25 protein-coding genes, 1 tRNA gene and 2 pseudogenes are annotated in these 24354 nt (G+C 72.5%); 13 read left to right on the forward strand and 15 right to left on the reverse strand.

The window, feature by feature from the left end:
- Positions 1–25 precede the first annotated feature (25 nt).
- Entirely contained in the window at positions 26–607 is a 582-nt protein-coding gene (locus tag DMB42_RS33350) for a TetR/AcrR family transcriptional regulator (RefSeq protein ID WP_125640808.1), read from the forward strand.
- Between the two features lie 101 nt (positions 608–708).
- On the forward strand, positions 709–1098 hold the full coding sequence (locus DMB42_RS33355; protein WP_185844987.1) for a DUF4440 domain-containing protein: 390 nt from the start codon (positions 709–711) through the stop codon (positions 1096–1098).
- An 8-nt stretch (positions 1099–1106) separates the two neighbouring features.
- On the opposite strand, the gene DMB42_RS33360 is transcribed toward DMB42_RS33355, so the two are convergent.
- A complete protein-coding gene (locus DMB42_RS33360) occupies positions 1107–1436 on the reverse strand; it encodes a CU044_2847 family protein (protein ID WP_125640813.1) in 330 nt (109 codons plus the stop codon).
- A gap of 184 nt (positions 1437–1620) precedes the next feature.
- Here DMB42_RS33360 and DMB42_RS33365 point away from each other — a divergent pair, with 184 nt between their 5' ends.
- Together DMB42_RS33365 and DMB42_RS33370 are read left to right on the forward strand one after the other, a co-directional pair.
- Positions 1621–2040 carry a hypothetical protein gene (locus tag DMB42_RS33365; protein WP_125640816.1) on the forward strand — a complete coding sequence of 140 codons (420 nt, stop codon included), beginning with the start codon at positions 1621–1623 and terminating at the stop codon, positions 2038–2040.
- On the forward strand, positions 2041–2265 hold the full coding sequence (locus tag DMB42_RS33370; protein ID WP_125640819.1) for a helix-turn-helix transcriptional regulator: 225 nt from the start codon (positions 2041–2043) through the stop codon (positions 2263–2265). It begins immediately after the preceding gene.
- On the opposite strand, the gene DMB42_RS33375 is transcribed toward DMB42_RS33370, so the two are convergent.
- Positions 2262–2738 (reverse strand): GbsR/MarR family transcriptional regulator, encoded by a 477-nt coding sequence (locus DMB42_RS33375; RefSeq protein WP_125640822.1) that lies wholly within the window; start codon positions 2736–2738, stop codon positions 2262–2264. The two genes, DMB42_RS33370 and DMB42_RS33375, sit on opposite strands and share 4 nt — an antisense overlap.
- 110 nt (positions 2739–2848) lie before the next feature.
- Here DMB42_RS33375 and DMB42_RS33380 point away from each other — a divergent pair, with 110 nt between their 5' ends.
- A complete protein-coding gene (locus DMB42_RS33380; RefSeq protein WP_125640824.1) occupies positions 2849–3142 on the forward strand; it encodes a hypothetical protein in 294 nt (97 codons plus the stop codon).
- 69 nt (positions 3143–3211) lie between these two features.
- On the opposite strand, the gene DMB42_RS33385 is transcribed toward DMB42_RS33380, so the two are convergent.
- Positions 3212–3835, reverse strand: a complete 624-nt coding sequence (locus DMB42_RS33385; RefSeq protein WP_125640827.1) for an FMN-binding negative transcriptional regulator — start codon at positions 3833–3835, stop codon at positions 3212–3214.
- Between the two features lie 38 nt (positions 3836–3873).
- Between DMB42_RS33385 and DMB42_RS33390 the strand changes: the two genes are divergently transcribed.
- Positions 3874–5211 (forward strand): aminotransferase class I/II-fold pyridoxal phosphate-dependent enzyme, encoded by a 1338-nt coding sequence (locus DMB42_RS33390; RefSeq protein ID WP_185844988.1) that lies wholly within the window; start codon positions 3874–3876, stop codon positions 5209–5211.
- Here the strand turns inward: DMB42_RS33390 and DMB42_RS33395 are convergent.
- The 4 genes and pseudogenes from DMB42_RS33395 to DMB42_RS33405 form a co-directional block, all read right to left on the reverse strand.
- Positions 5208–5594 carry a hypothetical protein gene (locus tag DMB42_RS33395; RefSeq protein WP_260478096.1) on the reverse strand — a complete coding sequence of 129 codons (387 nt, stop codon included), beginning with the start codon at positions 5592–5594 and terminating at the stop codon, positions 5208–5210. The two genes, DMB42_RS33390 and DMB42_RS33395, sit on opposite strands and share 4 nt — an antisense overlap.
- A gap of 27 nt (positions 5595–5621) precedes the next feature.
- Positions 5622–5702: pseudogene (locus DMB42_RS56435) on the reverse strand (zf-HC2 domain-containing protein); the annotation flags it as partial.
- A 115-nt stretch (positions 5703–5817) separates the two neighbouring features.
- Positions 5818–5991 (reverse strand): annotated as a pseudogene (locus tag DMB42_RS56440) (sigma factor); the annotation flags it as partial.
- 44 nt (positions 5992–6035) lie between these two features.
- Positions 6036–7427, reverse strand: a complete 1392-nt coding sequence (locus DMB42_RS33405) for an MFS transporter (protein WP_125640833.1) — start codon at positions 7425–7427, stop codon at positions 6036–6038.
- A gap of 165 nt (positions 7428–7592) precedes the next feature.
- Between DMB42_RS33405 and DMB42_RS33410 the strand changes: the two genes are divergently transcribed.
- Positions 7593–8273, forward strand: a complete 681-nt coding sequence (locus DMB42_RS33410) for a hypothetical protein (protein ID WP_125640836.1) — start codon at positions 7593–7595, stop codon at positions 8271–8273.
- Here the strand turns inward: DMB42_RS33410 and DMB42_RS56080 are convergent.
- The 3 genes from DMB42_RS56080 to DMB42_RS33420 are packed head-to-tail and all read right to left on the reverse strand — an operon-like array spanning position 8270 to position 14314.
- Complete coding sequence (locus DMB42_RS56080) at positions 8270–10870, reverse strand: LuxR family transcriptional regulator (protein ID WP_125640839.1); 2601 nt, start codon at positions 10868–10870, stop codon at positions 8270–8272. The genes DMB42_RS33410 and DMB42_RS56080 overlap by 4 nt on opposite strands.
- Positions 10871–10919: 49 nt before the next feature.
- On the reverse strand, positions 10920–11081 hold the full coding sequence (locus tag DMB42_RS53540; RefSeq protein WP_185844989.1) for a hypothetical protein: 162 nt from the start codon (positions 11079–11081) through the stop codon (positions 10920–10922).
- Between the two features lie 35 nt (positions 11082–11116).
- Positions 11117–14314: a BTAD domain-containing putative transcriptional regulator gene (locus DMB42_RS33420; RefSeq protein ID WP_125640842.1), complete on the reverse strand. Its 3198-nt coding sequence runs from the start codon at positions 14312–14314 to the stop codon at positions 11117–11119.
- 111 nt (positions 14315–14425) lie between these two features.
- On the opposite strand from DMB42_RS33420, the gene DMB42_RS33425 reads away from it, so the two are divergent.
- The gene (locus DMB42_RS33425; RefSeq protein WP_221762469.1) at positions 14426–14944 is read left to right on the forward strand and encodes a universal stress protein; all 519 of its coding nucleotides are present in this window, start codon (positions 14426–14428) and stop codon (positions 14942–14944) included.
- Here the strand turns inward: DMB42_RS33425 and DMB42_RS33430 are convergent.
- Entirely contained in the window at positions 14941–16359 is a 1419-nt protein-coding gene (locus DMB42_RS33430; RefSeq protein ID WP_125640848.1) for a PLP-dependent aminotransferase family protein, read from the reverse strand. The two genes, DMB42_RS33425 and DMB42_RS33430, sit on opposite strands and share 4 nt — an antisense overlap.
- A 67-nt stretch (positions 16360–16426) precedes the next feature.
- Between DMB42_RS33430 and DMB42_RS33435 the strand changes: the two genes are divergently transcribed.
- Positions 16427–16876 carry a carboxymuconolactone decarboxylase family protein gene (locus tag DMB42_RS33435; RefSeq protein ID WP_125640851.1) on the forward strand — a complete coding sequence of 150 codons (450 nt, stop codon included), beginning with the start codon at positions 16427–16429 and terminating at the stop codon, positions 16874–16876.
- Positions 16873–18063 carry an MFS transporter gene (locus DMB42_RS33440; RefSeq protein ID WP_125640854.1) on the forward strand — a complete coding sequence of 397 codons (1191 nt, stop codon included), beginning with the start codon at positions 16873–16875 and terminating at the stop codon, positions 18061–18063. Before DMB42_RS33435 ends, DMB42_RS33440 begins: the two co-directional genes overlap by 4 nt.
- On the opposite strand, the gene DMB42_RS33445 is transcribed toward DMB42_RS33440, so the two are convergent.
- The 3 genes from DMB42_RS33445 to DMB42_RS33455 all read right to left on the reverse strand — a co-directional run bounded on the left by DMB42_RS33445 (position 18046) and on the right by DMB42_RS33455 (position 21546).
- A complete protein-coding gene (locus DMB42_RS33445; RefSeq protein WP_125640856.1) occupies positions 18046–20259 on the reverse strand; it encodes a cation-translocating P-type ATPase in 2214 nt (737 codons plus the stop codon). The two genes, DMB42_RS33440 and DMB42_RS33445, sit on opposite strands and share 18 nt — an antisense overlap.
- Before the next feature lie 103 nt (positions 20260–20362).
- Entirely contained in the window at positions 20363–21340 is a 978-nt protein-coding gene (locus tag DMB42_RS33450; RefSeq protein WP_125640859.1) for a hypothetical protein, read from the reverse strand.
- On the reverse strand, positions 21337–21546 hold the full coding sequence (locus tag DMB42_RS33455) for a heavy-metal-associated domain-containing protein (RefSeq protein WP_125640862.1): 210 nt from the start codon (positions 21544–21546) through the stop codon (positions 21337–21339). Before DMB42_RS33455 ends, DMB42_RS33450 begins: the two co-directional genes overlap by 4 nt.
- Positions 21547–22502: 956 nt before the next feature.
- Between DMB42_RS33455 and DMB42_RS54390 the strand changes: the two genes are divergently transcribed.
- The 3 genes from DMB42_RS54390 to DMB42_RS33465 all read left to right on the forward strand — a co-directional run bounded on the left by DMB42_RS54390 (position 22503) and on the right by DMB42_RS33465 (position 23457).
- Positions 22503–22622, forward strand: a complete 120-nt coding sequence (locus DMB42_RS54390; protein WP_020542320.1) for a DLW-39 family protein — start codon at positions 22503–22505, stop codon at positions 22620–22622.
- Positions 22623–22637: 15 nt separating this feature from the next.
- On the forward strand, positions 22638–23366 hold the full coding sequence (locus DMB42_RS33460; protein WP_125640865.1) for an HAD-IA family hydrolase: 729 nt from the start codon (positions 22638–22640) through the stop codon (positions 23364–23366).
- Between the two features lie 15 nt (positions 23367–23381).
- Positions 23382–23457 (forward strand) — tRNA-Ala (locus DMB42_RS33465).
- A gap of 56 nt (positions 23458–23513) precedes the next feature.
- On the opposite strand, the gene DMB42_RS33470 is transcribed toward DMB42_RS33465, so the two are convergent.
- Complete coding sequence (locus tag DMB42_RS33470) at positions 23514–24311, reverse strand: site-specific integrase (RefSeq protein WP_125640868.1); 798 nt, start codon at positions 24309–24311, stop codon at positions 23514–23516.
- Between the last annotated feature and the right edge of the window lie 43 nt (positions 24312–24354).

Consider the following 24354-nt stretch of genomic DNA (forward strand, 5'->3'; position numbering starts at 1 on the left):
CGCTAGCGGTGCTAGAATCTGAAGCATGCCGATTCAGGCGCGCCGGGAGCGCGAACGTGCGGAGCGCGAGAAGCTGATCATCACGGCGGCTCGTGAGCTGGCCGAGGCCGAGGGCTGGGAGGCGGTGACGACCCGGCGGCTGGCCGAGCGCATCGAGTACAGCCAGCCGGTGCTCTACAGCCACTTCAAGGGCAAGGACGCGATCATGGCGGCCGTCGCCGTGGAAGGGTGCGCCGACCTCGCGGTGGAACTGCGCGCGGCTCGTACCGCGGCGGCCGACGCGGACAGCGGCCTCGCGGGCGTCGCCGCCGCCTACACGGCCTTCGCCGAGCGGCATCCGGCGCTCTACGACGTCATATTCACCCAGAAGGTCGATCTGCCGTTCGCCACCCCGGAGGCGCCCGCCGCCCTGCACGCGGCCTTCGGTGAGCTGGTCGAGGGCGTTCGCCCGCACGCCGCCGAGGAGGACCTGCCCTTGGTCACCGAGACCTTCTGGGCCGCCCTGCACGGCCTGGTCACGCTCACGCGCGGCGCCCGGCTGCCCCGGGAACACCGTGACCGCAGGCTGGAGCTGCTCCTGGCCAGGTTCACGGCCCGACCGGACTGACCGATCCGGCCGGTCCGACCAGCCTCGCCGGTTGACCTTGTCATCAGCGTCAACGTCTACATTCGATGTCCGCCCATCGACGAGAACGGACGACGACGCCCATGAGCACCCACCGCGCCACCCTTCTGGAGCTCGACCAGAGCTTCTTCGACGCCCTCGTGGCCAATGACCACGACCGGCTGAAGGAGCTCCTGTCGGACGACTTCGTCCTGGTGGGGGTGGAGGACGGGACGGTTGCCGGCAAGGACCTCCTGCTCGGCCTGGTGGCGTCGGGCAGCCTGAGTTTCCCCAGGATCGACTCCTTCCCGGACGAGGCGATCGTACGGTTCGTCGGGGACGTGGGGATCGTGGTGGGACGTACGGGGATGAACTTCACCAATCCCGATGGCGGCACGTTCAGTGCCGGGAGCCGGTACACGCACGTGTACGCGGCCGGGGCCGACGGCGGCTGGCGGCTCGTCTCGGCGCAGGGCACCGCCATCAAGATGTGAGCGGCAGGTCAGGCGTTCTCCGGTTTCCGCCATTCTGCGGTCACCTTGAGGTGGGCCTCTCCCGACGACTCGGCGATCACCACGCCCGCCTTGGCCGTCAACTTCATCCCGAACTCCACCGTGACCACGTCGGGCGGTTCGGGGCACGACCGCATGCGGCGCAGGACGTCCGTGGCGAACGTCTGGACGCGCTGGAGGCCCGCGCCCAGCGCCTCGGGCATACGTTCGACGGCCGCGCGGGCCCGTCCGGCGGGGAGCGCCTCGTCGACGTGCTGCTCGTCGACCTCCACGAGCACGGTGCCGCCGTCGTCGAGGGGGACCTCTAGGAAGTAGCGCACGGTTGGCCTCCTGTCCTGGGACAAGAGCAAGCATGCTGGACGGGCCGCTCGACGGCGGGGCTTTCCACCAGAGGACGGCCTCGGCGCCAAAGTTATCCACAGGAAGACGCTGATTGTCCACAGCGGTGGAGAAGTCCAAAATCATTGACATCATGTCTGGGATGTTTTACTTTCCGGAGTTGTGATGTCGTACGAGGAAAAGGGCGCCTGGATCTATCTCGTGGCGACGGCCGGCACCTACGCGGCCTACGTCGTCGTCATCCTCGGCCGCGCCGCCGGTGGTCCTCTCAGTGCCGTCCCCTACGTCGCGCCGATGTTGTGGGCGATCGGGATCGGCATCGGCCTGTCGATCGCGGGCCGTATCGTGGTCGAGATCGTGAAGCCCAGCGAGAGTCACAAGAGCGACGTGCGAGACAGGGAAATCAACCGTTCGGCCCAGCATGTCGGGGGCCTTGTGCTAGGGGTCTCCATGACGGTCCCCCTTGGCCTGACCATGGCGGAAGCCGCCCATTTCTGGATCGCCAACGCCATCTACGCGGGCCTCGTCCTGTCGGCCCTGGTGGCCACGCCGGTGCGGCTGGTCGCCTATCGGAGGGGCCTGTAGATGGGCAAGGCCACCAAGGTCACCAACTCCATCAGGGCCCTGCGGTTCGCCCACGAGGAGATGACGCAGGCCGAGCTGGCCCGCAGGATCGGCGTCACCCGGCAGACCGTCATCGCCATCGAGCAGGGCCGCTACTCACCCTCTCTCGAGGTGGCCTTCCAGATCGCCCGGGTGTTCCGGGTGCCCCTCGACGACGTCTTCCAGTATCCGGACTCCGAAGGCTAGTTATCCACAGGCGCGCCGGTTTTCCACAGGCTGTCGAGGGCGGTGGCGACGGCCGCGATGGACTCGTGCGCGGAGCGGATGCGGGCGGTCTGGGCCTCGTCGGTCCAGCCGAGCCGCAGGCCCTCCTCGGCCAGCGCGTCGAACGCCGTGAACGCGGCCAGCTTCTGGCGCAGGACCTTCGACCAGGCGTCGTCCTCGATCTGGTAGTAGACGTTGCGCTCGCCCGGCCTGCGGACCTTGTGGACGAGCCGGAGGGACGTCAGGAGCTGCATGGTCGTCGTCAGTGACGCGCGGCTCGCGCCGATCGCGTCGGCGATCTCGGACGCGTTCTGGGCGGGCGGGTCGCAGGCCATGAGCCAGCCCAGGACGCGGCCCGTGATGGGGGCCAGTCCCCACTCCTCGGAGACGAAGGCCGCAACCCGCTCGACCCAGTCGAGCACCTGCTCCCGGCCTGGGCCGTCCTGCGCTGCCATGTGGGACCTCCAGCCCGCCGCGATCTCGGCCGACATTGCTCTCGGTAGGTGGTCAAATACTAGGAGCAACAACGGCCCGCTGCTAATGCTGGACCCGTGATCGTCGTCGTGTGGCCGCTGCTGCTCCTACCCCTGGTCCTGCCCGAGCCCACCTCTGGACCGAGGCCGAGGGCGCGTGCGACACCCGGGAGGTCGTCCTGCGCCGGGACGCGCTGTCGGTGACCACGGACCTCGACTGCGAGGCCGTCCGCGGCACCTGGTTCAGCGAGTACGACGGCCTGACCCTGCACAGCGAGGAACAGATCGACGTCGACCACCTCGTACCGCTGGCCAACGCCTGGGTCTCCGGCGGCCGCCGCGCAGGTCGTACTGGTGCATGTACGCGCGGGCCTGGATCACGGTGAAGCACCACCACGGGCTGACCGTCACCGTACGGGAGAAGCGGGCCCTGCTCCGCATGCTGCGCACCTGCGCTACTGCCCCGCCATTCGCCTGAGCTGCTGCTCCCTGGCCCCGGCGTCGCCCGGACGGCCGCGCTCGGCCAGCATGCCGGCGATGCGCTCAAGGTCCTCGACGGTACGGCGTCCGTCGTACTTGAACTTGGCGCGCACCTCCGTCACCGCCAGCCGCAGCCCGCGCAGCCCGGGAAGCTGCCGGTGGTACGGCCCCTCGCCGGCCGCCACGACGCCGTGCGCGCCGTCGGGCTGGAAGTGGGCGAGCTGGCGGCGCAGGATCTCCGCCTTGCCCTCGGCGTCGTCCACGATCTCGGCCCGGCAGGTGAGCTGGACGGAGGCGTAGTAGCTGGTGGGCACGCCGGTCTCGGGGGAGCCGGTGCGCCATCCGCCGGGGATGTAGGCGTAGTCGTCGTGCACGGTCAGCAGGACCAGTGGGTTGGCCTCGATCGCCGTCCACAGGGGGTTGGGTCTGGCCAGGTGGAGCAGCACCTCGGCCGCGCCGTCGTACAGGAAATGGGTGGGGACGACGACGGGCGGGCCGCCGTCCGGGCCGTTCGCGGCGATCTGGCCGAAGTCGCGGGTGGCCAGCCAGGTACGCCATTCGTCGTCGTCGCGGGCCGCGTCCCAGGGGTGGATGAGCATGACGAAACCCCTCCCGTCGGGCTTTGTATTAGTACATAATGCATTTTGTGTCAGAAACATATCTGATCGCTGGCGGGACGGCCAGTGAGATCGCGGCGGGCGTCGAGGCCGCCGTGTCCGCGGGGCTGCTTCTCCCGGGGGCGTCGTTGCCGCCGGTGCGCGAGGTGGCCGCGATCGCCGAGGTCAGCCCCAACACCGCCGCGGCCGCCTACCGGCTGCTGCGGGAGCGCGGCATCGTCGAGACGGCGGGCCGGCGCGGCACCCGGGTCCGGCCGCGTCCGGCCAGCACGACCCGCGAGGAGATCCGCATCGAGGTGCCGCCGGGCGTACGCGACCTGTCCCACGGCAATCCGGACCCGGCCCTGCTGCCGCGGCTGCACGACGCGCTCGCCGCCGCGGCCAGGGCGCACGAGGAGCACCCGGCCATGTACGGCACCGGCGACGACGCCGAACTCCTCACCCTGGCCGCCACCCGCCTGCGTGCCGACGGCGTGCCCGCCGCGCCGCTGGCGATCACCTCGGGCACCCTCGACGCGGTCGAGCGCGTCCTGGCCGCCCACCTCCGGCCCGGCGACGCCATCGGCGTGGAGGACCCGGGCTGGACGGCCCTGCTCGACCTGGTCGCCGTCCTCGGGCTGCGCCCGGTGCCGATGCGGCTGGACGATGAGGGCCCGCTGCCGGACGAGCTCGACCGGGCGTTGCGGGCGGGCGTACGAGCGGTGGTGATCACGGCACGGGCCCAGAACCCGACCGGCGCGGCCGTCACCGCCGGACGCGCCGCGGACCTGCGCGCCCTGCTCGCCACCCGCCCCGACGTGGTGCTGATCGAGGACGACCACGGCGCGAGCCTGGTGGACCTCCCCCTCCATCCCCTGTCCGGCGTCACGACCCGGTGGTTGCTCACCCGTTCGACGGCCAAGGCGTTCGGCCCCGACCTGCGGCTGGCGCTGGTCACGGGCGACACCGTCACGCTCGACCGGCTGCGCGGGCGGCAGCGGCTGGCCGCGGGCTGGGTCAGCCATCTGCTGCAACGCGCGGTCGCCCACCTCTGGCGTGCACAGGCTGTGGACACGCCGGCCGTGGCCGCCGCGCTGGCCGAGCGCCGCGACGGCCTGATCGAGGCGCTGGCCGCGCGCGGCATCCGGGCGCACGGCCGCAGCGGGCTCAACGTCTGGGTGCCGGTCGCCGACGAGACCACCGCGGTCACCCGGCTGCTGGCCCTCGGCTGGGCCGCCGCGCCCGGCGCCCGCAACCGCGTCCGTACGCCGCCCGCGCTGCGCCTGACGGTCTCCACGCTGCGGCCCGGTGAGACCGTCCGCCTGGCCGACGACCTGGCCACCGCCCTGCGCCCGCCCACCTCCGGCCGCTACGGCTAGGGCCAGAACGCGGCCACCAGATCTCCCGCCCCCGGTCTGGCCAGCACGATCCGGCCCACCTGCGCGACCGGCGTGTCGATCGTCGTCCCCCACGAGCCCCTGCCGCCGGAGACCGGCACCTCGCCCAGAGGGACGCGCAGGCCGTCCGTCCTGACCAGCGTGGCCCGGTACGCGCCGCTGCCCGAGGCCGACTGGACCACCAGGAACAGCCAGCTCGGGGAGCCCTGGTAGGCGAAGGCCGTGCCCACCCGGCGACGGCCGTCGTGGAAGGCGGCGGCCAGGCAGCAGTTGCCGGTCATCCCGGCCAGCACGCGCGACTCGAAGGCGGGCGGCGGGTTCTCGGGCGGGGCCAGCGCGATGATCGAGTCCACCAGCCCGGCCATGTCCGCCAGGTCGTGCCGGCAGCGCGCGCAGGCGGCCAGGTGATGCAGGGCGGCCGCGCGTTCGGCGCCGGTGAGGGTGTCGGCGGCCAGTTCGGGGATGAGGTCGCCGGTCTCCGCGCAGCCGCCGGGTCATCAGGACGGCCGGATCCACCGGCTCCTCGCGCCTGATGCGCAGCGCGTCGAGGGCGAGGTTGCGGGTGATGGTCAGCAGCCAGGCCGGTACGGCCCCGCGCCGGGCGTCGTACGCGGCCGCGTGCCGCCACGCCCGTACGAACGCCTCCTGGGCGATCTCCTCGGCGAGCGCGGACTCGCGCACGATCGTCCGGGCCAGGCCGTAGACCCTGGCCTGGTAACGGCGTACGAGGGCGGTGGCGGCCTGGGTGTCGCCAGTTGCCATGCCGGCCAGCAGAGACTCGTCCGAAACAAGCCACACACCCGGTACTACGGAGATGAGCAGCGGTTCGGCTTCAACGACATCGCAGGGGCCGAAGCGGCCCGCCGGGGACGCAGCGCCGAGTGCGCCAGCACGCCCAGCGCGCCCACGACGAGCACGAGCAGGGCGGCCCTGGTGGCCGCGTGCCAGCCGCCGTCGAGTGCGCCGAAGAAGATCGCGCCGGTGACCGTGCCGCCGTGCACGCCGCCGGTCTCCTGAACGGTTCCGAGCACGCCGGCCGCCGCGCCCGCGTGCTCCCGGCGTACGGATGCCAGGACCGTGGACAGCAGCGGCGACATGACCAGGCCCATCCCCGCGCCAGCCACCAGCAGCGCGAGCGCCACGAGATACGGCGAGTCCCCCGCGTGGTAGAGCAACCCCAGCCCGAGCAGCAGCCCCAGCGGGCCGACCACGCGGGGGACGCGGGCCGAGCGCGGCGAGGCCAGGAAGAAGCCGAGGTTCAGCGCGGTGCACACTGCCCCGGCGGCGAGCGGGCCGAGCCCGAGGCCGTCCTGAAGGTACAGGGCGAGCACGAACGACAGGCCCGCCGAGGTGCCGAACAGCAGCGCGACCGCCGCCAGCCCGGCCGCGAACCCCTTCTCGCCGAACACCTCCAGGTCGAGCAGCGGTTCGCGACCGGCCGCCGCCAGCCGGCGCTGCCGCCGTACGAACGCCGCCAGCGTGAGCGCCGCCCCGCCCAGGCACGGCCACGTCCACTGCGGCCAGCCCTCCGCGCGCCCCTGGACCAGCGGCAGCACGACGCCCACCAGGCCCGCCGCGACCAGCGCCGCCCCCGCCAGGTCCAGCCCCGTACGGGCCCCGGCCCCCGGGACGCGGGGGACCAGCCGCCCGGTCAGAGCCAGCGCCGCCAGGCCGATCGGCACGTTGACCAGGAAACAGGCCCGCCAGCCGAGGCCCAGGGGATCGGCGGCCACCAGCAGTCCGCCCACCACCTGGCCGCTCATCCCGGCCAGGCCCACGACCGTGCCGTACCAGCCGAAGGCCCTCGCCCGGTCCGCGCCCGGGAACAGTGCCCCGATCAGCGTGAGGACCTGCGGTGCGAGCAGCGCCGCCGCGGCGCCCTGCGCGACCCGGGCGAGCACCAGGGTGGTGGCGTCCGGCGCGCCGCCGCAGGCGGCCGAGGCGAGCGTGAACAGGGCCAGCCCGGCGGTGAAGAGCCGGCGCGGGCCGTGGAGATCGCCGAGCCGCCCCGAGACGATCAGGCCCGCCGCGTACGCCAGCCCGTACCCGGCGATCACGAACTGGATCGCCGCGTCGCCGGGCCGCAGGTCGGCGCGGATCGAGGGCACGGCCACGTTCGCGACGAAGAAGTCGAGCGTGGTCATGAACACCGCGACCAGCACGACGGGCAGGGCCGCCCAGCGAGGACGGAGGGACATGGGGGACTCCAGGGGAGGGAGGAACCGGGCGGTGGGAGAACACCGGCGGACGCCGGACGGTTGAGCCCACCCTGGAGCCGGGCGATTATGGTTTCCTGCTGATCGACCACGGAATCAGCGACATAATGACGCTCAATGCCGAAATTTCGGGACCTGTTGGAGTTTGTGGCTGCGGTTGCTCCCGTCATCGACGCGGCCCACGTCAACGTGCACGCCGCCGCCCGCGGAGCCGTCCTGGACCTGGCCGGACGCACCGGCCTGACCCCCGGCCTGCTCGACGACCTGCGTTACGTGCTCCCCCTGCGCCCGGTGACCCCGGCCGCGCTCGCCGCCGTCCACCGGTACGGCGACGTCACCGAAATCGTCGAGACCCACCTGCGCGAAGGCGCCCTGGTCCGGGACGCCGACGGGACCCTGCGGCCGACGCCCAAGGGCCTGGCCTTCATCGACGCCCTGTACGCCCTGCACGCCGAGGCGGCCGGCCGTGTCTGGGCCGGCCACGACGTGACCGGTCTCGCCGCGTCCGTGGGCGCGGTGCTCGACCGGGCCGTACGGGTGCCCGGCGGCGCGCTGGAGGTGATGGCCCCGCCGTACGAGCCGGTCGCCGCACCGGCCGGTCTGCTGCTGTTCAACCGGCTCGCCGCGCTGCGGCACCACCGCGCGGACGCCCATGCCGAGTCCTGGCGCGCGGCCGACCTGGCCGCGGCCGGGATCATCGGGCTCAAGGATCCGTCGAGGCGGGCCGCCATCGAGGCGGACACGAACCGGCGGGCCGCAGAGCCGTACCGGGCCATGGCGGACGGCGACCGCCAGGCCCTGTACGACGGCCTTCTCAGGCTCGTCTAGAGCGCCGCCAGCAGCCGTCCCACCTGCGTACGGTCGTTGACCCCCAGTTTCTCGTAGGCCGCCTGGAGATGGTTGGCCGCCGTACGGGTGGACAGTGTCAGCCGGTCGGCGATCTGCCGGTTCGTCAGCCCGGCGGCGGCCAGCTTGACGATCTCCCGCTGGCGCGGCGTGAGCTCCGGCGTGGCCAGCTCCACCAGCGCGGGCGTCGAGACGCCCGGACACCGCTTGGCCAGCGCCCACGCCCTGGTCTGCGCCCCCTTGGCCAGCGTGCCCCGGCCCGCGCGGCGGTGGGCCGCCGACTCCTGGGCGAGGGCCTCGGCGGCGTACAGGATCAGGCCGAGCCGTTCGAACTCGGCGGCGACGGCCCGCAGCTCGGCGGGATCACCGGCGGCACGGGCGTGCCGGGCGGCCAGCGCGGCCAGCGGGCCGTCCACCCGTTCGGCCAGCGCGGTCAGGCGCCGGGCCGCCAGGGCGGGTACGCCCAGCCGCACCAGGTCGTGCAGCGCGAACATCAGGTGCCCGAACTGCTCGTGCCGCTCGGCCAGACCGGCGGCCGACAGGCACAGGCGTACGGCCTCGTCCAGGTCGCCCGCCGAGGCCGCCACCCAGACCGCGGCCCGCAGGACCGGCTGCCGGGTGAAGGCCCAGCGCGAGGCCAGCTCCTCGGCCTCGGCCAGCGCGGCCCGCGCCGCCCCGGTCTCGCCCAGCAACGCCCGCGCGTGGGCCAGCTCGGCCAGGCACCGCCCCAGGTACGGCGTACGCGCGGGCAGCCGGGCCGCCTCCTCCCTGGCCCAGCGGGCCGCGCCGGCCGCGTCGCCGCGCAGCCCGCCGACCACCGCCAGGTACGCCCCGAACCCCGACACCGACAGCTCGGCCGCCGTCAGCGCCATGCCCTCGGCGGCCGTCCGCGCCGCGGCGTCCAGCCGGCCGGAGAACACCTGCGCGGCGCAGCGCGCGTCCAGCAGCGTCGGCAGCGCGTGCGGGGCGTCGTCCTCCCAGTCGTCCTTGCCCGCCAGCGCCCGCTCGACCACGGCCAGGCAACGTCCGGTACGGCCCGAGTAGGCCTCGATCCACGCCTCCAGCCCGGCCGCGTGCGCCGCACCCCGTACGGTCATCGGCGCGTACGCGCGCGCCCGAGCCAGCGAGTCCGCCGCCCCTGCCAGCCGACCGGCGAAGAAGTCCGCGACGCCCCGGTAGATGTGCCTCTCCTGTCGTAAGGCCGGATCCGTCAGCGTCTCGTCGGTCATGTCGAGCACCCGGCACGCCTCGGCGTCCGCGCCCGCCCAGGCGAGGTTGAGGCCCAGGCTGAAGGCGTGCTGGGCGCGTTCGTCCTCGGTGACCGCGTTCCTGGCCGCCTGCCGCAGCGCCGCCAGGGCCGCGTCCGCGTCGCCCAGGACCATCAGCACCTGGCCGAGCAGCGCGACCGCCGCCACGCCCGCGCCCGCCTCGATCGCGGCCCTGGCCAGCCGCTCGGCCAGCCGCGGATCGCGCCTGGCCCAGGCCAGGTTCGCGGCCGACAACAACATCCCGGGCGCCGCCGCCGAGCCGCTGTCCAGCCGCCACACGGCCGCGCGCAGCTCGTCCTCGCGCCGCCGCAGGCCGCGGGTCTCCAGCGCCTCGGCCAGGGTCCGCAGCCGCCGCCTGGCCCGCAGGGTGCCGCAGTCGCCGCGGACCACCTCGCCGTACAGGGGGTGGCCGAGCCGTACCTGCTCCCGGCGGCCGTCGCCGGCGACCGTGACCAGGCCGCGGGCCTCGACCCGCTCGACCGCGCCCGCCGAGGTCAGCGCGACCAGCAGCTCGGCCCCCACCGGCTCGCCGAACGCCACCAGTTCCAGCACCTCGCGCTCGTCCTGGTCCAGGTGTCCGATCCGGGCGCCGACCAGCTCGCGCAGCCGGGTCGTCATCGACAGCTCGCCCCGCCAGCGCCACTCGCCGCCGCTCTCGGCCAGGCAGCCCGACGTGCGTCCGGCGTGCACGACCTCGCGCAGGTAGAGCACGTTCCCGCCGGTGACGGCCGCCAGATGCCGTACGGTCCCGGCCGCCACCTCCCCGCCGAGCGCGCCCGCCAACACCTGGCCGACCTCGTCGCGGCCGAGCGGCGGCAGCTCGACCCTGGTCAGCAGCTCGTCCTTCCACAGCGCGGCCACCGGCGCGGGCAGCGGCCCGCCCGTACATACCGTGACCAGTACCCTGGCCTCCCCACCGGCGGCCAGGTAGTGCACCAGCGCCGCCGACGCCGGGTCGAGCCGGTGCGCGTCGTCCACGCTCACCAGCAGTTCTCCCCTTCCTCCACCGCTTCCTTCGCCGCGAAGGTGCCGCGCCGCCCACCGCAGCAGGTTCTCGCCCGCGTGCGGCGGGCCCGTCAGTACGTGGGCGAACGCCCCGAACGGGATCATCGACGCGGTCTCGGTGCCCAGCACCCGTACGACCTCGTACCCGTCGAGCCCGGCCAGCGCCTGTGCCGCCAGCCTGCTCTTGCCGACCCCAGCCTCACCGGCGATCATCGCGCCTGCTCCCGACCGCAGCGCCTCGCGCACGGTCGAGATCGACCCCCCTCGCCCGACGAACGGCCATCCGCTCCCCAGCTGCTCGCTCATCGTGCCTCCTCTCACCACAGATGGTGGCGAGGGGAGGTTCGTGCGAGGTTCAGGCGGGATCGCGGTTCAGGCCGGCCGCGTTCAGCAACAGGGTGATCACGGCGTCGGCCCCGCTGAACGGCACCGGCTCGCCCCCCACCTCTTCGAGCAGCCCGCGGAGCTGGCCGCCGGATTGCTCGGGCTCGACCAGCCGTACGATGACCGTCCTCATCGCAGCACCATCCCCCCGGATGGTTCAGGTCTGGTTCAGGTGGGATAGGGCGCGGGCTCGACCTCCAGCTCCCGCATGCGCTCGGCGTAGAGGTGGTAGCGCCTGCGGGCGTCGCCGCGCCGGCCCGCCAGGTCGAGCACCCGTACCAGGCCCAGGTGGGCACGCTCGTCGTAGCCGTCGCGCTCCAGCAGGCGCAGCCAGTAGCGGGCGGCCTCGTCGTAGCGCCGCTCGCGGGTGCGTGCCGCGGCCAGCCGGGCGGACGCCTGCACGTAGGCCAGCCTCGCCTGTTCGCGCAGGCCCACGGCCCAGTCGGCGTAGGGGTCCTCCTCGCAGAACTCGCCGCCGTACGCGCCTTCCGCCGCCGTCCACCGCTCCAGCGCCTCGGCCGCGCGGCCCGCCTGCTCCAGCCGTACGGCCTCGGCCGCCAGGTCGAGGAAGCGCTCCACGTCGACGTCGGCGTGGGCCAGGTCCAGGCGCAGCGCGCCCTCCTCGGAGACCACGACGTCGTCCGGAGGCCGTTCGCGGGCCGGGTCGAGCACCGCGCGCAGCGTGGAGACCATGACGTTGAGCCGCCGCAGCCCGACCGTGTCGTCCTGCTGCTCGGGCCAGAGGATCTCCACCAGCCGTTCCCTGCTGATCGCCCCGCCCCGGCGGCTGACCAGGATCTTCAGCAGGTCGCGGGCCTTGCGCGACTGCCAGGCCGTACGCGGGACCGGCACCGCCCCCCGCAGCACCCGGAACGTTCCCATGGTCTCGATCACCACCGCCGCCCCCGGTACGGGCGCCGCGCGGGCGATCAGCTCGTCGATCCGGTCGTCGAGCGCCCGGCAGCCGATCGCGTGCATCCGCTCGCGCACCCGTACGGCCGCCTCGCCGCCGTTCGCCGGGTCGGCCAGGGCCGCGCGTACCAGCTCGGCCCTGGCCAGCCCGATCGGGTCGCCGAGCACCGCCCACCTGCGCACCGCCTCGTCGGCCCGCGCGGGATCGCCGTCGAGCCGGGCGCGCAGCTCGCAGATCACGGCCTGGGCCGCGTGGTCCCGGCGTTCGACGGCGACCGGCTCGGTCGCGTCGAGCAGCCGGGCGGCCTCCTCGCGGCGGCCCCCGGCCAGGGCCACGTGCGCCGCGGCCACCCGCGCGGCGACGCCCGCGATGCCGTCGGCGTGCGCCAGCGCCTGCCGGGCCACCTCGCCGGCCTCCTCGGGGTCCTCCTCGGCGAGCAGCCCGGCCAGCGCGTTGAGCGCGTTGGACAGGGTCTGCACCTCGCCCAGCGAGCCGGTCTCGGCGATCACCCGGCGGTAGGTCGCGGCGGCCTGCCCGCGTTCGCCGCGCAGCTCGTGGATCTCGCCCAGCCTGACCAGCCCGACGCTGACCAGCCGCGAGCCCATCGCCTCCCACCTGGCCACCGCGTCGGCCGCGTCGATCGCGGCCTCCTCCAGCCGGCCGAGCCCGACGAGGGCCTTGGCCCGGTTGGCGACGTTGAGCGCCGCGTAGGGCGCGAACGACACCAGGTCGCACAGCCGGCTCGCGGCCTCCGTCTCGGCCAGCGCCTCGGCGTACGCGCCCTCGTCGAGATGACGGGAAGCCCGGTTGGCCCGGATCCTGATGAGCTGGACGATGTCGCCGGCGCGTTCGGCGTACTCGAGGGCGCGCAGGTAGTGGGCGTCGTTGGCGCGGCGGTCGCCGTCGAGCGCGGCGAGCATGGCCAGCACCGTGTTGGCCATCGCCAGCGCGCCTGGGTCGCCCAGCAGGCCGGCCTGTTCCAGCGCCCGGTCAGCCAGCTCGGCACAGCCCGTACGGTCGCCCTTCAGCCACAGGACCGAGGCCATGGAGGCGGCGCACATGGCGGCGTCGGCCGGCGGCGAGCCGTACGCGTGGCCCTTGGCGTACGCCGCCATGGCCGCGTCGAGGTCGCCGCGCAGGTGGTCGATGAAGCCGAGCCGCCTGGCCAGGAACGCGTCGAAGGCGGGACCGGCGGCGGCCTGGGCCAGCAGGTCGCGGGCGCGGGTCCAGTGGCCGCGGTTGAGCTCGGCGATGCCCGCGAGCCTGAGCATCGGGGGAGAGCTCCTGGCGGGCTCGGGCAGCAGGTCGAGCGCCGCGATCACGTCGCCGCGCTCGGCCAGGCGGGGGCCGTGGGAGTTGAGCAGTGACGCGGCGAGGTCCGGATGGGCGGTCGCGACGGCGGCGCGCAGGGCCAGCTCGGGCTGGTCGTGCTCGACGTACCAGCGGGCGGCTACGGCGGCCACGTCGTGGGCCTCGTGCCGGTCGAGCGGGGCGTGCCGGGTGAGGACGTGCCTGCTGGTCGAGGTCAGCCGGTGGCCGTCCTGGTCGGCCTCGACGAACAGGCCGCGGCTGATCAGGGCGGGGAGCGTGTCGGGAGGCGCGCCGAGCGTGGCGGACAGGCCGGAGGTCAGCACCGGCAGGACGGTCGCCGCGCGCAGCAGCTCGCGCATGCCCTGCGGCAGGTCCTTGAACGCGGCGAGCGTCAGGTGTTCGAGCGTGGCCGACCCGGCGGTCAGGCTCGCCGCGGTGCGCGGCCAGCTCGCCGGCTCCTCCCTGGCCAGCGTGTCGAGCGCGGCCTGGACGGCGGCGGGCCAGCCCGCGCACGCCTCGTGCAGCCTGGAGGCGATGCCCGCGCCCTGCTCGCCCAGCCGCTCGCGGGCCCAGGCGGCGGTCTCGGCGGGGGTGAGCGCCAGGTCGGTGGCGTCGAGGTCGAGCACCTCGTGGTCCTGGCGCAGCCGGGCCGTCGGGAACGGCAGCGGCGCCCGCGAGGCGGTGACCAGGTGCAGATGGCGGGGCGAGGCGCGAACCAGCGTCTCCACGTAACGCACCGAGCCCGGCGCACCGGCGATCGCGTCGACGCCGTCGAAGATCAGCGCCAGCCCTCTGGCCAGCCGCCGGGCCAGCGACTCGGCCAGCGCGCCCGCCAGCGCGGCGGCCCTGGACAGCTCGTCGGCGTCGGGGCCGAGCGGCGCCCCGGCCGCGGCCAGCAGGTCGGCGGGCAGCCCCGGCACGGCCTCGGCCAGCGCCGACGCCACCGATCCCGCCAGCGTCGGCAGGTCGCGGTCGGCGGGCCCGAGCAGGTGCAGCACCGCGCCGACGGCGTGGCTCCAACCGGCGAGCGCGATCGACTTCCCGTAGCCTGTAGAGGCCACGAGCGTGGTGAGCCTGTGCGTAAGCGCCCCGTCGAGCCGCCGGTCGAGGGCGGGACGGGGTTGCACCCACCCTCGTTCCACCCCCGCATGCTACGCCCGGGCTCGCGGGGGACTCCAGAGTTCGCAAAGTGCCACCTCCCGCTAACTCGCCGGTTGGCGCACTATGGTCGTACTTCATTTCCAGGAGGCACCGTGGAACAGGATCTGCCTGGCGGTGTGAGGCTGATCGTGGGGGTGGACGAGTCCCCGGCCTCGCGCTGGGCACTCGCCTGGGCCATCGGCGCGGCCAGGCTGCACCGGATGGCTCTGGTGGCCGTTCACGTCAGTCGTGCGCCCGTCCATCCCTTCCCCGAGGCGCTGCCCGTGCAGCACGCGATCCGGCAGGGCGAGGAGAGCCGCTGCGCGGAGGTGATCGCGGGCGTGTTCGAGGACGTCGCAGGGGGCGTGCCCGACGATCTGCGCGTGGCGAGCGTCAGCAAGGTCGGCGATCCCGGCTACCACCTCGTCGATCTGGCGCGGGAGGGTGACCTGCTGGTGCTCGGGCGGGGCAGGCGCGGGATGCTCAGCCGGATCCTGCTGCCCTCCACCAGCATGTACTGCGCCCGCCACGCCAAGACGACGGTCGTCATCGTGCAGCAACCCTCGCCGCCGGACGATCCGGAGTTGTCGGGGGAGCGGGCGCGGCGGTTCTGGAGCCGCCGGCACTTCTAGGCCGGCTTCAGTGAGGCTGTCTCCAGTGAGGCCGGCTTCAGTGAGCCTGGCTTCAGCGAGTCGGTGAGCAGGCGCAGGCCGGGGCGGAGGTCGTGCGGCCCGATGGCGCCGTAGCCCAGGACCAGGCCGGGTTGTGCCGGGGTCTCGCCGCAATAGGCGTCGAGCTGCTCGACGGCCAGGTCCGGCGCCCGACGTACGGACACGCCCGGCGCGAAGAGGGCGCACACGTGCAGGCCCGCGGCGGACGGGATCAGGCGCAGGCGGTCCTCCCCGGCCAGCGTCTCGGCGATCAGGGCGTGCCGGGCGGCGTACTCGCGGGTCGCCTTCCTGATGTGCCGGGCCAGCAGGCCCTCGTCGATGAAGCGGGCCAGGGCGGCCTGCGTGGGCACGTCGCCGTGCCAGTCGGAGAGCTGCCTGGCCGCGCGCAGGGCCGGGCCGAGCGAGGCGGGGGCGACGAGGAAGCCCAGCCTGAGCATCGGGAGCAGGGTCTTGGAGAACGAGCCCACGTAGATCACGCGGCCCGCGCGGTCGAGGCTCTGCAGGGGTTCGAGCGGACGTTCGCCGAAGCGGAACTCGCTGTCGTAGTCGTCCTCGATCACCACGGCGGCGCGGCGTTCCGCCCAGGCGAGCAGGGCGGCGCGGCGGGCCAGCGACATGGGCGTGCCCAGCGGGAACTGGTGCGAGGGCGTGACGTAGACGAGGCTCGCCGCGCGGGGGATGGCCGAGACGTCCAGGCCTTCGGCGTCCACGGGCACGCCGACGACGCGGGCGCCGAGCGAGCGGAACAGCCGGCGGGCGGGCGGATAGCCGGGCTCCTCGACGGCGACGGTCGTGCCGGGCTCGATCAGGACGCGGCCGACGAGGTCGAGGGCCTGCTGCGCGCCGTTGGTGATCAGTACGTCGTCCGGCCCGGCATGGACAGACCGGCTGATCCCGATATGACGCGAAATAGCGTCACGTAGGGGTTCATAGCCTGACGGGTCGTCGTACGTCGCCAGGCCGACCCGCAGCTCCCTCGCCACCAGCCTGCGCCACGTCTCCATCGGGAACAGCCGCGCGTCCGGTACGCCGACGCGGAAGTCGTACCGGGCGGGCGCCACGTTTGCGGCCGTGCCGAGCTCCCGCCAGAACGCCCGCGGCCTGACCACCCCCTTGGGCGCGGCCCGGCCGCGTACCGGCTCGGCCGACACGAACGTGCCCGCCCCCGCCCTGCCGATCAGGAAGCCGTCGGCCACCAGCCGGTCGTAGGCGATCGCCACCGTGTTCCTGGAGATCTCCAGCCGGCGGGCCAGTTCCCGCGTCGGCGGCAGCCGCTCGCCCGACCGCAGCCGGCCGTCGAGTATGGCGTCGAGCAGTTGGCGGTAGACCTGTGCGGCCAGGTCACCGCGGCCTTCGAGGCTGATGTGAACGTCCAACTTGGCCCAATCAACTTGCCGGAAATTGGAGCTTATATCGGGACAAAAGGGCGGACAAAATGGGTGCATGACCGAACGTATGGAACTTGGAACGCTGGCCGGCGAGGCGTACAAGGCGATGGGCGGCCTGGACAGGTTCGTGGCCCACAGCACGCTCCCCAAGCCCCTCCTCGAACTCGTCCGGCTGCGCGCCAGCCAGATCAACGGCTGCGTCTACTGCGTGGACATGCACAGCTCCGACGCCAAGCAGGCGGGGGAGAGCGACGCCAGGCTGCACGCCGTCGCCGTCTGGCGCGAGGCCCCCTTCTTCACCGACCAGGAACGCGCCGCCCTGGCCTTCACCGAGGCCGCCACCCGGCTGTCCACCGACGACGTCACCGACGAGGTCTGGGCAGGGGCCGCCGCGCACTTCGACGAGCCGCAACTGGCCGCGCTGGTCGTGGCCGTGGCCACCATCAACGCCTGGAACCGGATGGGCGTCGCCACCCGGATGACCCCAGAGTCCTACAAAGCGTGAAAGCTGAGCGCGTCCCGCAGGGCGTCAGGAGCCAGCGCGTCCTCGCCGCCGCGCAGCTCGCCAACGCCGTCGGCGACGGCGCCTATCTGGTCACCTCGGCGCTCTACTTCGCGAATGTCGTGGGCCTGTCGGCCACCGAGATCGGCCTCGGCCTCACGCTGGGCTGGGCCGTCGCCGAGGTGGCCGGGGTCCCGCTCGGCCACCTGGCCGACCGGCGCGGGCCGCGCGGCGTGGCGGTGCTGCTCGCGCTCACCACCGCGCTGGCGGCCGCCTCGTTCGTGTTCGTCCGCTCGTACGCGCTGTTCGTGCTGGTCGCCTGCCTGTACGGCACGGCGCAGACCGGCCTGTCGGCGGCCCGCCAGGCGCTGCTGGCCGGGCTGATCGAACCGGCCCGCCGTACGGTCGTCCGGGCCGTGCTGCAGTCCACGCTCAACGGCGGCCTGGCCGTCGGGGCCGCGCTGGGCGGCGTCGCGCTGACCGTCGGCACACGCGCCGGATACGTCGCGGTGTTCGTGCTCGACGCCCTGAGCTTCCTGATCGCCGCGCTGGTGCTGCTCACGCTGCCCGCCGTACGGCCCGCGCCCGCCGCGCCGGGCCCCCTGCTGGCCGTGCTCAGGGACCGGCCGTACGCGCTGGTCACGCTGATCAACGCGGTCATGCTCTTCTACATGCCGCTGCTCAGCCTCGTGGTGCCGCTGTGGATCGCGCAACGCACGTCCGCGCCCACGTGGATGATCTCCGTGCTGCTCGTGCTCAACACCGGCAGCGTGCTGCTCTTCCAGGTCCGCGTCGCCCGCCGGGTACGCGACCTGCGGGACGCCTCCTCGGCCGTCCGGAAGGCGGGTCTCGTGATGCTCGCCGCCTGCGCGGTGTTCGCCCTCAGCCCGTACGGCTGGATCTTCCTGATCGCGGCGGGCTGTCTACAGGTCGCGGGGGAGATGTTGCTGGCCGCGGGCGCCTGGGAGATCGGCTTCGGGCTGGCCCCCGACGACAGGCAGGGCCAGTACCAGGGCTTCTTCGGCACCGGCACGGCCGTCGCGAGGATGCTCGGCCCGGTGGTGCTGACCACGCTCGTGCTCGACGGCGGCGCCGTGGGCTGGCTGCTGCTCGGCCTGACGTTCATGACGGCCGGCGCCGCCATGGCACCGGCCGTCAGATGGGCCGAACGATCACTTGAAGCGGCGTAGCCGCAGGCTGTTGCTGACCACGAACACGCTGGAGAAGGCCATCGCCGCCCCCGCGATCATCGGGTTGAGCAGGCCGAGCGCGGCCAGCGGGAGAGCGGCCACGTTGTAGGCGAAGGCCCAGAACAGGTTGCCCTTGATCGTGCCGAGCGTCCTGCGGGAGAGCCTGATCGCGTCGGCCGCCACCAGCAGGTCGCCCCTGACCAGGGTCAGGTCCGACGCCTCGATCGCGGCATCCGTGCCGGTGCCCATCGCCAGCCCCAGGTCCGCCTGGGCGAGCGCGGCCGCGTCGTTGACGCCGTCGCCGACCATGGCCACGACCTTGCCCTCGGACTGCAGCCGCTTGACCACGTCCACCTTGTCCGCGGGCAGCACCTCGGCGATCACCTCGTCGATGCCGACCTCGTCCGCGACCTGGCGGGCGACGGCCTCGTTGTCGCCGGTCAGCAGGACCGGGGTCAGACCGAGCGTACGCAGCCTGCGGATGGCCTCCGCGCTCGTCTCCTTGACCACGTCGGACACCACCAGCAGCGCCCTGGCCTTGCCGTCCCAGCCGACCGCGACCACCGTACGGCCCTTGGCCTGCTCCTCCTCAAGGGTGGCCGCCAGGCCGGCGGGCAGGTGCTGCGACCACTCGGCCAGCAGCCTCGGGCGGCCGACGAGGACCGCGTGCCCGTCCACGATGCCCTGCACGCCGAGGCCCTCGATGTTGGCGAAGTCCTCCACCGTCGCGTCGGACTTCGCCGCCCTGGCGACGGCCTGGGCGATCGGGTGCTCGGAGGCGTGCTCGATGGCCCCGGCCAGCCGCAGCACCTCCTCGCGGCTCTCCCCCTCGGCCAGGTGCACGCCGGCCAGCGTCATGCGTCCCTCGGTGACCGTGCCGGTCTTGTCCAGGACGATGGTGTCGATGCGGCGCGTGGACTCCAGCACCTCCGGACCCTTGATCAGGATGCCGAGCTGGGCTCCCCGGCCCGTACCGACCAGCAGCGCCGTGGGCGTGGCCAGGCCGAGCGCGCACGGGCAGGCGATGATCAGCACCGCCACCGCGGCGGTGAACGCGGCCCCCGCGCCGTTCCCCGTGCCGAGCCAGAAGCCCAGTGTGCCCAGCGCCAGCGCGATCACGATCGGGACGAAGACGCCCGAGATGCGGTCGGCCAGCCGCTGCACCTCGGCCTTGCCCGTCTGGGCCTCCTCCACCAGCTTGGCCATCTGCGCGAGCTGCGTGTCCGAGCCCACCCGCGTGGCCCGGACGACCAGCCGGCCGCCCGCGTTCACGGTCGCGCCGGTCACCGCGTCGCCCGGCCCTACCTCCACCGGCACGGACTCCCCGGTCAGCATCGAGGCGTCCACCGCGGAGGTGCCCTCCTCGATCACGCCGTCCGTGGCGACCTTCTCACCCGGCCGCACGATGAACGTGTCGCCCGCCTTGAGCTGCTCGACCGGCACCCGACGCCCGTCGGCCAGCTCGACGTCCTTGGCGCCCAGCTCCATCAGGGCCCGCAGCGCGGCTCCCGCCCGCCGCTTGGAACGCGACTCGAAGTACCGCCCGGCCAGGATGAACGCCGTCACCCCCGCCGCGGCCTCCAGGTAGATGTTGCCCGAGCCGTCGGTGCGCTCGATGGTCAGCTCGAACGGGTGCGTCATGCCCGGCGTGCCCGCCGTGCCGAAGAACAGCGCCCACAGGGACCAGCCGAGCGCGGCCAGCGTGCCGATGGAGATCAGGGTGTCCATGGTGGCGGCGCCGTGGCGCAGGTTCGTCCACGCGGCCTTGTGGAAGGGCCAGCCCGCATACACCACGACCGGGGCGGCCAGCACCAGCGACAACCACTGCCAGTTCGTGAACTGCAGCGCCGGGACCATCGCCATCGCGATCACCGGCACGCTCAGCGCGACCGAGGCGATCAGCCGGTCGCGCAGCGGACGCAGCTCGTCGGCGGGCTCGGCCTGCTCCCCCTGCCCCTCCTGCTCCTTGGCGACGGGGAGCGCGGCGCTGTACCCGGCCTTCTCCACCTCGCTGATCAGCGCCTGCGGGTCCAGCCCGTCCGGAAAGGTGACCTTCGCCTTCTCCGTCGCGTAGTTGACCGTCGCGGTCACGCCCTCAAGCTTGTTCAGCTTGCGCTCGATGCGGTTGGCGCAGGACGCGCACGTCATGCCGCCGATCGTGAGTTCGACAGCTTTCTCCTCGGTGAGGGAAGACATCACCTCTCCTTTCTCATCGTCTCAGCGTCTTGGGGGTTCGGCGTCTTAGGGTTTCGGTGTTCTCGGCGTTCTGGTGTCTTCGGCGTTTTGGTGTCTCAGTGGCTCAGTGGCCGTGCGGGGCCGACGGCTCCGCGGTGGTCGCGCCGCCCTGGGCGGCGCGCACGGTGAAGTCCGCCGTACGGACCTCGTCCCCGTGCTTGAAGTCGAGGAACAGCCGGTAGTCGCCGACGCTCGGCACCTCGGCGTAGAAGGTGATCTGCGGCCCGGCCTTGTCGCTCTGCTCCGGGTGTACGTGCAGGTAGGCCAGGTCGCCGGCGCGAAGGGCGACCAGGTGACCGAACGCGCCCAGGTAGGGCTGCAGGTCGGTGACCGGCTCGCCGTCCTTGCTCACCGTGAGGGTGAGCTTGCTCGCCTGCCCCGGGACCAGCTCTCCGTCGAGGCTCACAGTGTAGTCGCCGACCTTCGAGGCCCGGCTCGCCTCGGGCAGCGGCTTCGGCCGGTAGTCGCCCGCGGCCTGCAGGTCGGCGCCGAGCGTCAGCTTCTCGCCGCCCGTCGGCGCGAAGTCGGCAAATGCCCGGTACGCCCCCGCCTCCGGCAGCGTCAGCCCGACCGACCAGATGCCGTCGGGCGTCATCTCCGGGTGCACGTGCAGGAAGGTCGTCAGGTCACGGGAGACCACGATGAAGTGCAGCTTCTTGTCGTGCTCGACCTGGTAGTCGGTCACCGGACGGCCGCTCGGCCCGGTTACTGTGAAACGGAAGTCGGTGGTCTTGCCGGTCTCGATCGGGGTCAACGGGTTGAGGGTGTATCCGTTCTGCGACACTTGTAGCCCCCCAGGGGTATCACTGATCTCGCTGGTATTGCTGGTCTCACTGGTAGTGCTGGTACTGCCGGTCTTGTCGGACGTCTGCTCCGGCGTGTCCTGCCCGTCGCCGTGCTCCTGGCCCTCGGCCATGGCCGCGTGGCTCTCCTTCGGCGGCTCCTGGCCCACCGGGCCGACCGCTCGGCCCACGCCCAGGGCTCCGCCGAAGACGACGGCGAGCCCCAGGACGTAGGAGCCGAGCTTGGCCGCCGTGTTCACTGGTTCGCCACCTCGTACCCGGCCTCCTCGAGCTCGGCGGCGATCTGGGTGGCGTCGACCTCGTTGTCGCTGGTCACCGTCAGAAGGCCGCTGGCCAGGTCGACGTCGACGCCGGTGACACCCGCGACGCCGCCGACCTCCTCCTTGACCGAGCTGACGCAGTGGCCGCAGGTCATGCCCTTGACGGTGTAGGTGGCGGTGCTCATGTCAATCTCCCTTGTCCCTCGTTCCACTCTCTGCCCCAGAGTCTAACACCCTACCCCCCTAGGGTATGCAAGCCCGAGTTGTGAGATTCACATCACCCTCCCCGGACGCCCGCCCTCTCTCCCGTACGTCGACCCGCTTCCGCACCTCCGCCTCCCTCTGAACGGCGGACCTGCACGGGAGGGCGAACGCGATCTCTGCGCGGGCCCCGGCCACCCTCACGGCGCCGAGAAACGCGCCCCAAGGGACGCGACCCGATGACCGGAACCCGATGACCAGAACCCGGGACCAGAACTAGGGACCGGGACGCGAGGGCCGGGACGCGAGGAGCATTGTCTGGATCCCATCCGTGAGCAGCTGGCCCTTCGAGATGGCCTGGCCGTCATGACGGCCAGGCCGGGCACGAAGCGGATCTGGTGGCGAGCACGAAGCTGACCTGCTCGGCCCGCTGACTCCGCCAGAGACCAGCTCTGCCTTCTCCGTATTCGCGTTCCTCCGTATCCGCGCCAGCCAGGGCCGACCTCGTCCACTGGGATGCAGGCCGGCATAAATGCCGACACCGGCCACCAGCGCCGGCATCCGCCCCATCGCTCCCCCCCGGCGGTGTCGCCCCCGGTATTGACCGCGACCACCCCCTTCTCCCATACCCCCCGGTGGTGTCCCCAGGGTGGGCGGGAACGTGACCATCCCCTCTCTGGGGTACCTCGGTGCGCGAGGTGACGGGATATTTGGCATGATCGGGATGTTGTCCGAAGTGATTGGCAGGTTGCCCGGGACGGGGTGGGTATAAGCCGGGGTCAAAGGGGTGATCCAGGCCGGGCTGAAAGCTCGTTCTACGCACAAGCCGCACATCTGGTTCGTGCGAACACAAGAAGCACAGCCATCCCTTGCTAGGCTGCATGTCAACCGTTGGGTCTCACCCCGGCAGGTGAGGCCGTCGAAGAAGTGGGGTCACACCGTGAAGAAGCTGCTCGTTCTGGCGCTGATCGCCCTTGGGGGGTTGCTGATCTGGCGTAAGGTGCAGGCCGACCGCGCCGAGCTCGATCTCTGGACCGAGGCGACCGGCAGCGAGAACTAACCGACCGGCGAGGCGATGAGTGACGTCGTCCCCATCAAGCTGGCGTGCCTGGACCTGGCAGGCACCACAGTCGGTGACATCGCCATGGTCGAGCGCGCCTTCGCCGAGGCGATCGCCACCCAGGGCATAGTGCCCGGGACCGGAGCGTACGCGCGTGCCATGGTTCACGTGCACCGGTCCCGGGGCTGCCCCAAGATCGATGTCTTCCGGGGGATCTTCCCCGGTAACGAGGCCCAGGCCCAGGCGGCGAACCTGACGTTCGAGCGCTCCTACGAGGGTGCGCTGGAACGTGCCGGTCTGGTGCCCATGCCCGGAGTCCTGGAGGTCCTCGACAAACTCCGCGGCACCGGGATCAAGCTCGCCCTGATCACCGGTTTCAGCCGTACGACGTTGAGCCGCGTGCTCGGCGTCCTCGGCTGGCACGACAAGGTCGACCTCGCCATCTCCCCCGAGGACGCCGGCGGCCGCGGCCGTCCCTGGCCGGACATGGTCCTCCACGCCGTGCTCCGACTCGGCGTGGAGGACGTACGCCACGTGGCGGTCATCGGCGACTCGGAGAGCGACATGCTCTGCGGACGCCGGGCCGGAGCGTCCGTGGTGGCCGGCCTGATGACGGGGGTGCACAGCAGGGAGCGCTTGCTCAAGGGCGGAGCCACGCACATCCTGGACTCGATAGCGGACGTCCCAGGCTTGGTCCTGAGCGACGACCTCGGTACGACGCAGGTGGCTTCCTCGGCCCGGTAAGCTATCTTCGTCGAAGGGGCCTTAGCTCAGTTGGCAGAGCGCCTGCTTTGCAAGCAGGATGTCAGGAGTTCGAATCTCCTAGGCTCCACCAGGGAAAACACCCCGCCACTGATCTTGTGACGGGGTGTTCGGGCCATTAACGGGCCATTAGCCGCTAGGGCGGCGATCTCTCATATCCACCTCCACTCGCGCGCTGAGAGCGTCGGCGATCCGTTGGTCGGCGTCCTTGGTCGCGTGCTGGTAGATGAGCGCGGCCCGATCACTGTCGTGGCCCATCCGGGCTTTGAGGTCGGCCAGGCTCGCCCCTGACTGTGCGGCCAGCGTGTTGCCCGTGTGGCGAAGATCGTGGAAGTGCAGGCCCATGAGCCCCATCTCCTTGAGTGCGTCTGCCCACTTCGCGGCACGCCGGAAGTTACCCCCGCGCAGGAACCCGCTGTTCTTCCCGAGGAACACGAAGGCGTCCTCATCGGGACCTACGTAGGACGCAAGATGTTCGGTGAGGGTGGGGACGATCGCGGCGGGGATGCCGATAGTCCGGCGGCCGGCCTTGGACTTGACCGGGCACAGGCGCATCTCGCCGCCGTCCAACTCGACGAGCTGTTCCCGGACTCGGACTGTGCGCGCCGCCAGGTCGAGGTCATGCCGTCGAAGTGCGATCACCTCGCCCCACCGCAGGCTTGCGAACGTGGCCAGAAGGATGAGCGCTCGAAACCGCCTGTCCGCCATGCGGTCGGCGAGTTCGAACACCTGAGACACCGTGATCACGGGACGCTCGGGCGTGTGTTCGTTGTCGGCACCCTTGATCCGGCACGGGTTAAGGCTGATCAATTTGTCCTCTTCTGCCGCCGTCATCAAGACGGCCCGTAGGAACCGGTACGCCTTGGCAACCGTCGAGATCGACGCGCCCTGCTCCAGGCGATCACGAGCGGGGTGTTTGCGTGACATCAATCGTTTCGCGTGGACAACCTAGCTCGGCTGCTCATCACTT

The organism is Nonomuraea sp. WAC 01424 (assembly GCF_003947315.1).
GTDB classification, from domain to species: Bacteria; Actinomycetota; Actinomycetes; order Streptosporangiales; family Streptosporangiaceae; genus Nonomuraea; species Nonomuraea spiralis.

Coding starts and splice junctions, on each gene's coding strand:
- DMB42_RS33350 (WP_125640808.1), top strand. CDS start 26: ATGCCGATTCAGGCGCGCCGGGAGCGCGAACGTGCGGAGCGCGAGAAG.
- DMB42_RS33355 (WP_185844987.1), top strand. CDS start 709: ATGAGCACCCACCGCGCCACCCTTCTGGAGCTCGACCAGAGCTTCTTC.
- DMB42_RS33365 (WP_125640816.1), top strand. CDS start 1,621: ATGTCGTACGAGGAAAAGGGCGCCTGGATCTATCTCGTGGCGACGGCC.
- DMB42_RS33370 (WP_125640819.1), top strand. CDS start 2,041: ATGGGCAAGGCCACCAAGGTCACCAACTCCATCAGGGCCCTGCGGTTC.
- DMB42_RS33375 (WP_125640822.1), bottom strand. CDS start 2,738: ATGGCAGCGCAGGACGGCCCAGGCCGGGAGCAGGTGCTCGACTGGGTC.
- DMB42_RS33385 (WP_125640827.1), bottom strand. CDS start 3,835: ATGCTCATCCACCCCTGGGACGCGGCCCGCGACGACGACGAATGGCGT.
- DMB42_RS33390 (WP_185844988.1), top strand. CDS start 3,874: ATGCATTTTGTGTCAGAAACATATCTGATCGCTGGCGGGACGGCCAGT.
- DMB42_RS33395 (WP_260478096.1), bottom strand. CDS start 5,594: ATGGCCGGGCTGGTGGACTCGATCATCGCGCTGGCCCCGCCCGAGAAC.
- DMB42_RS33405 (WP_125640833.1), bottom strand. CDS start 7,427: ATGTCCCTCCGTCCTCGCTGGGCGGCCCTGCCCGTCGTGCTGGTCGCG.
- DMB42_RS56080 (WP_125640839.1), bottom strand. CDS start 10,870: ATGAGCGAGCAGCTGGGGAGCGGATGGCCGTTCGTCGGGCGAGGGGGG.
- DMB42_RS53540 (WP_185844989.1), bottom strand. CDS start 11,081: ATGAGGACGGTCATCGTACGGCTGGTCGAGCCCGAGCAATCCGGCGGC.
- DMB42_RS33435 (WP_125640851.1), top strand. CDS start 16,427: ATGACCGAACGTATGGAACTTGGAACGCTGGCCGGCGAGGCGTACAAG.
- DMB42_RS33445 (WP_125640856.1), bottom strand. CDS start 20,259: ATGTCTTCCCTCACCGAGGAGAAAGCTGTCGAACTCACGATCGGCGGC.
- DMB42_RS33455 (WP_125640862.1), bottom strand. CDS start 21,546: ATGAGCACCGCCACCTACACCGTCAAGGGCATGACCTGCGGCCACTGC.
- DMB42_RS33460 (WP_125640865.1), top strand. CDS start 22,638: ATGAGTGACGTCGTCCCCATCAAGCTGGCGTGCCTGGACCTGGCAGGC.
- DMB42_RS33470 (WP_125640868.1), bottom strand. CDS start 24,311: ATGTCACGCAAACACCCCGCTCGTGATCGCCTGGAGCAGGGCGCGTCG.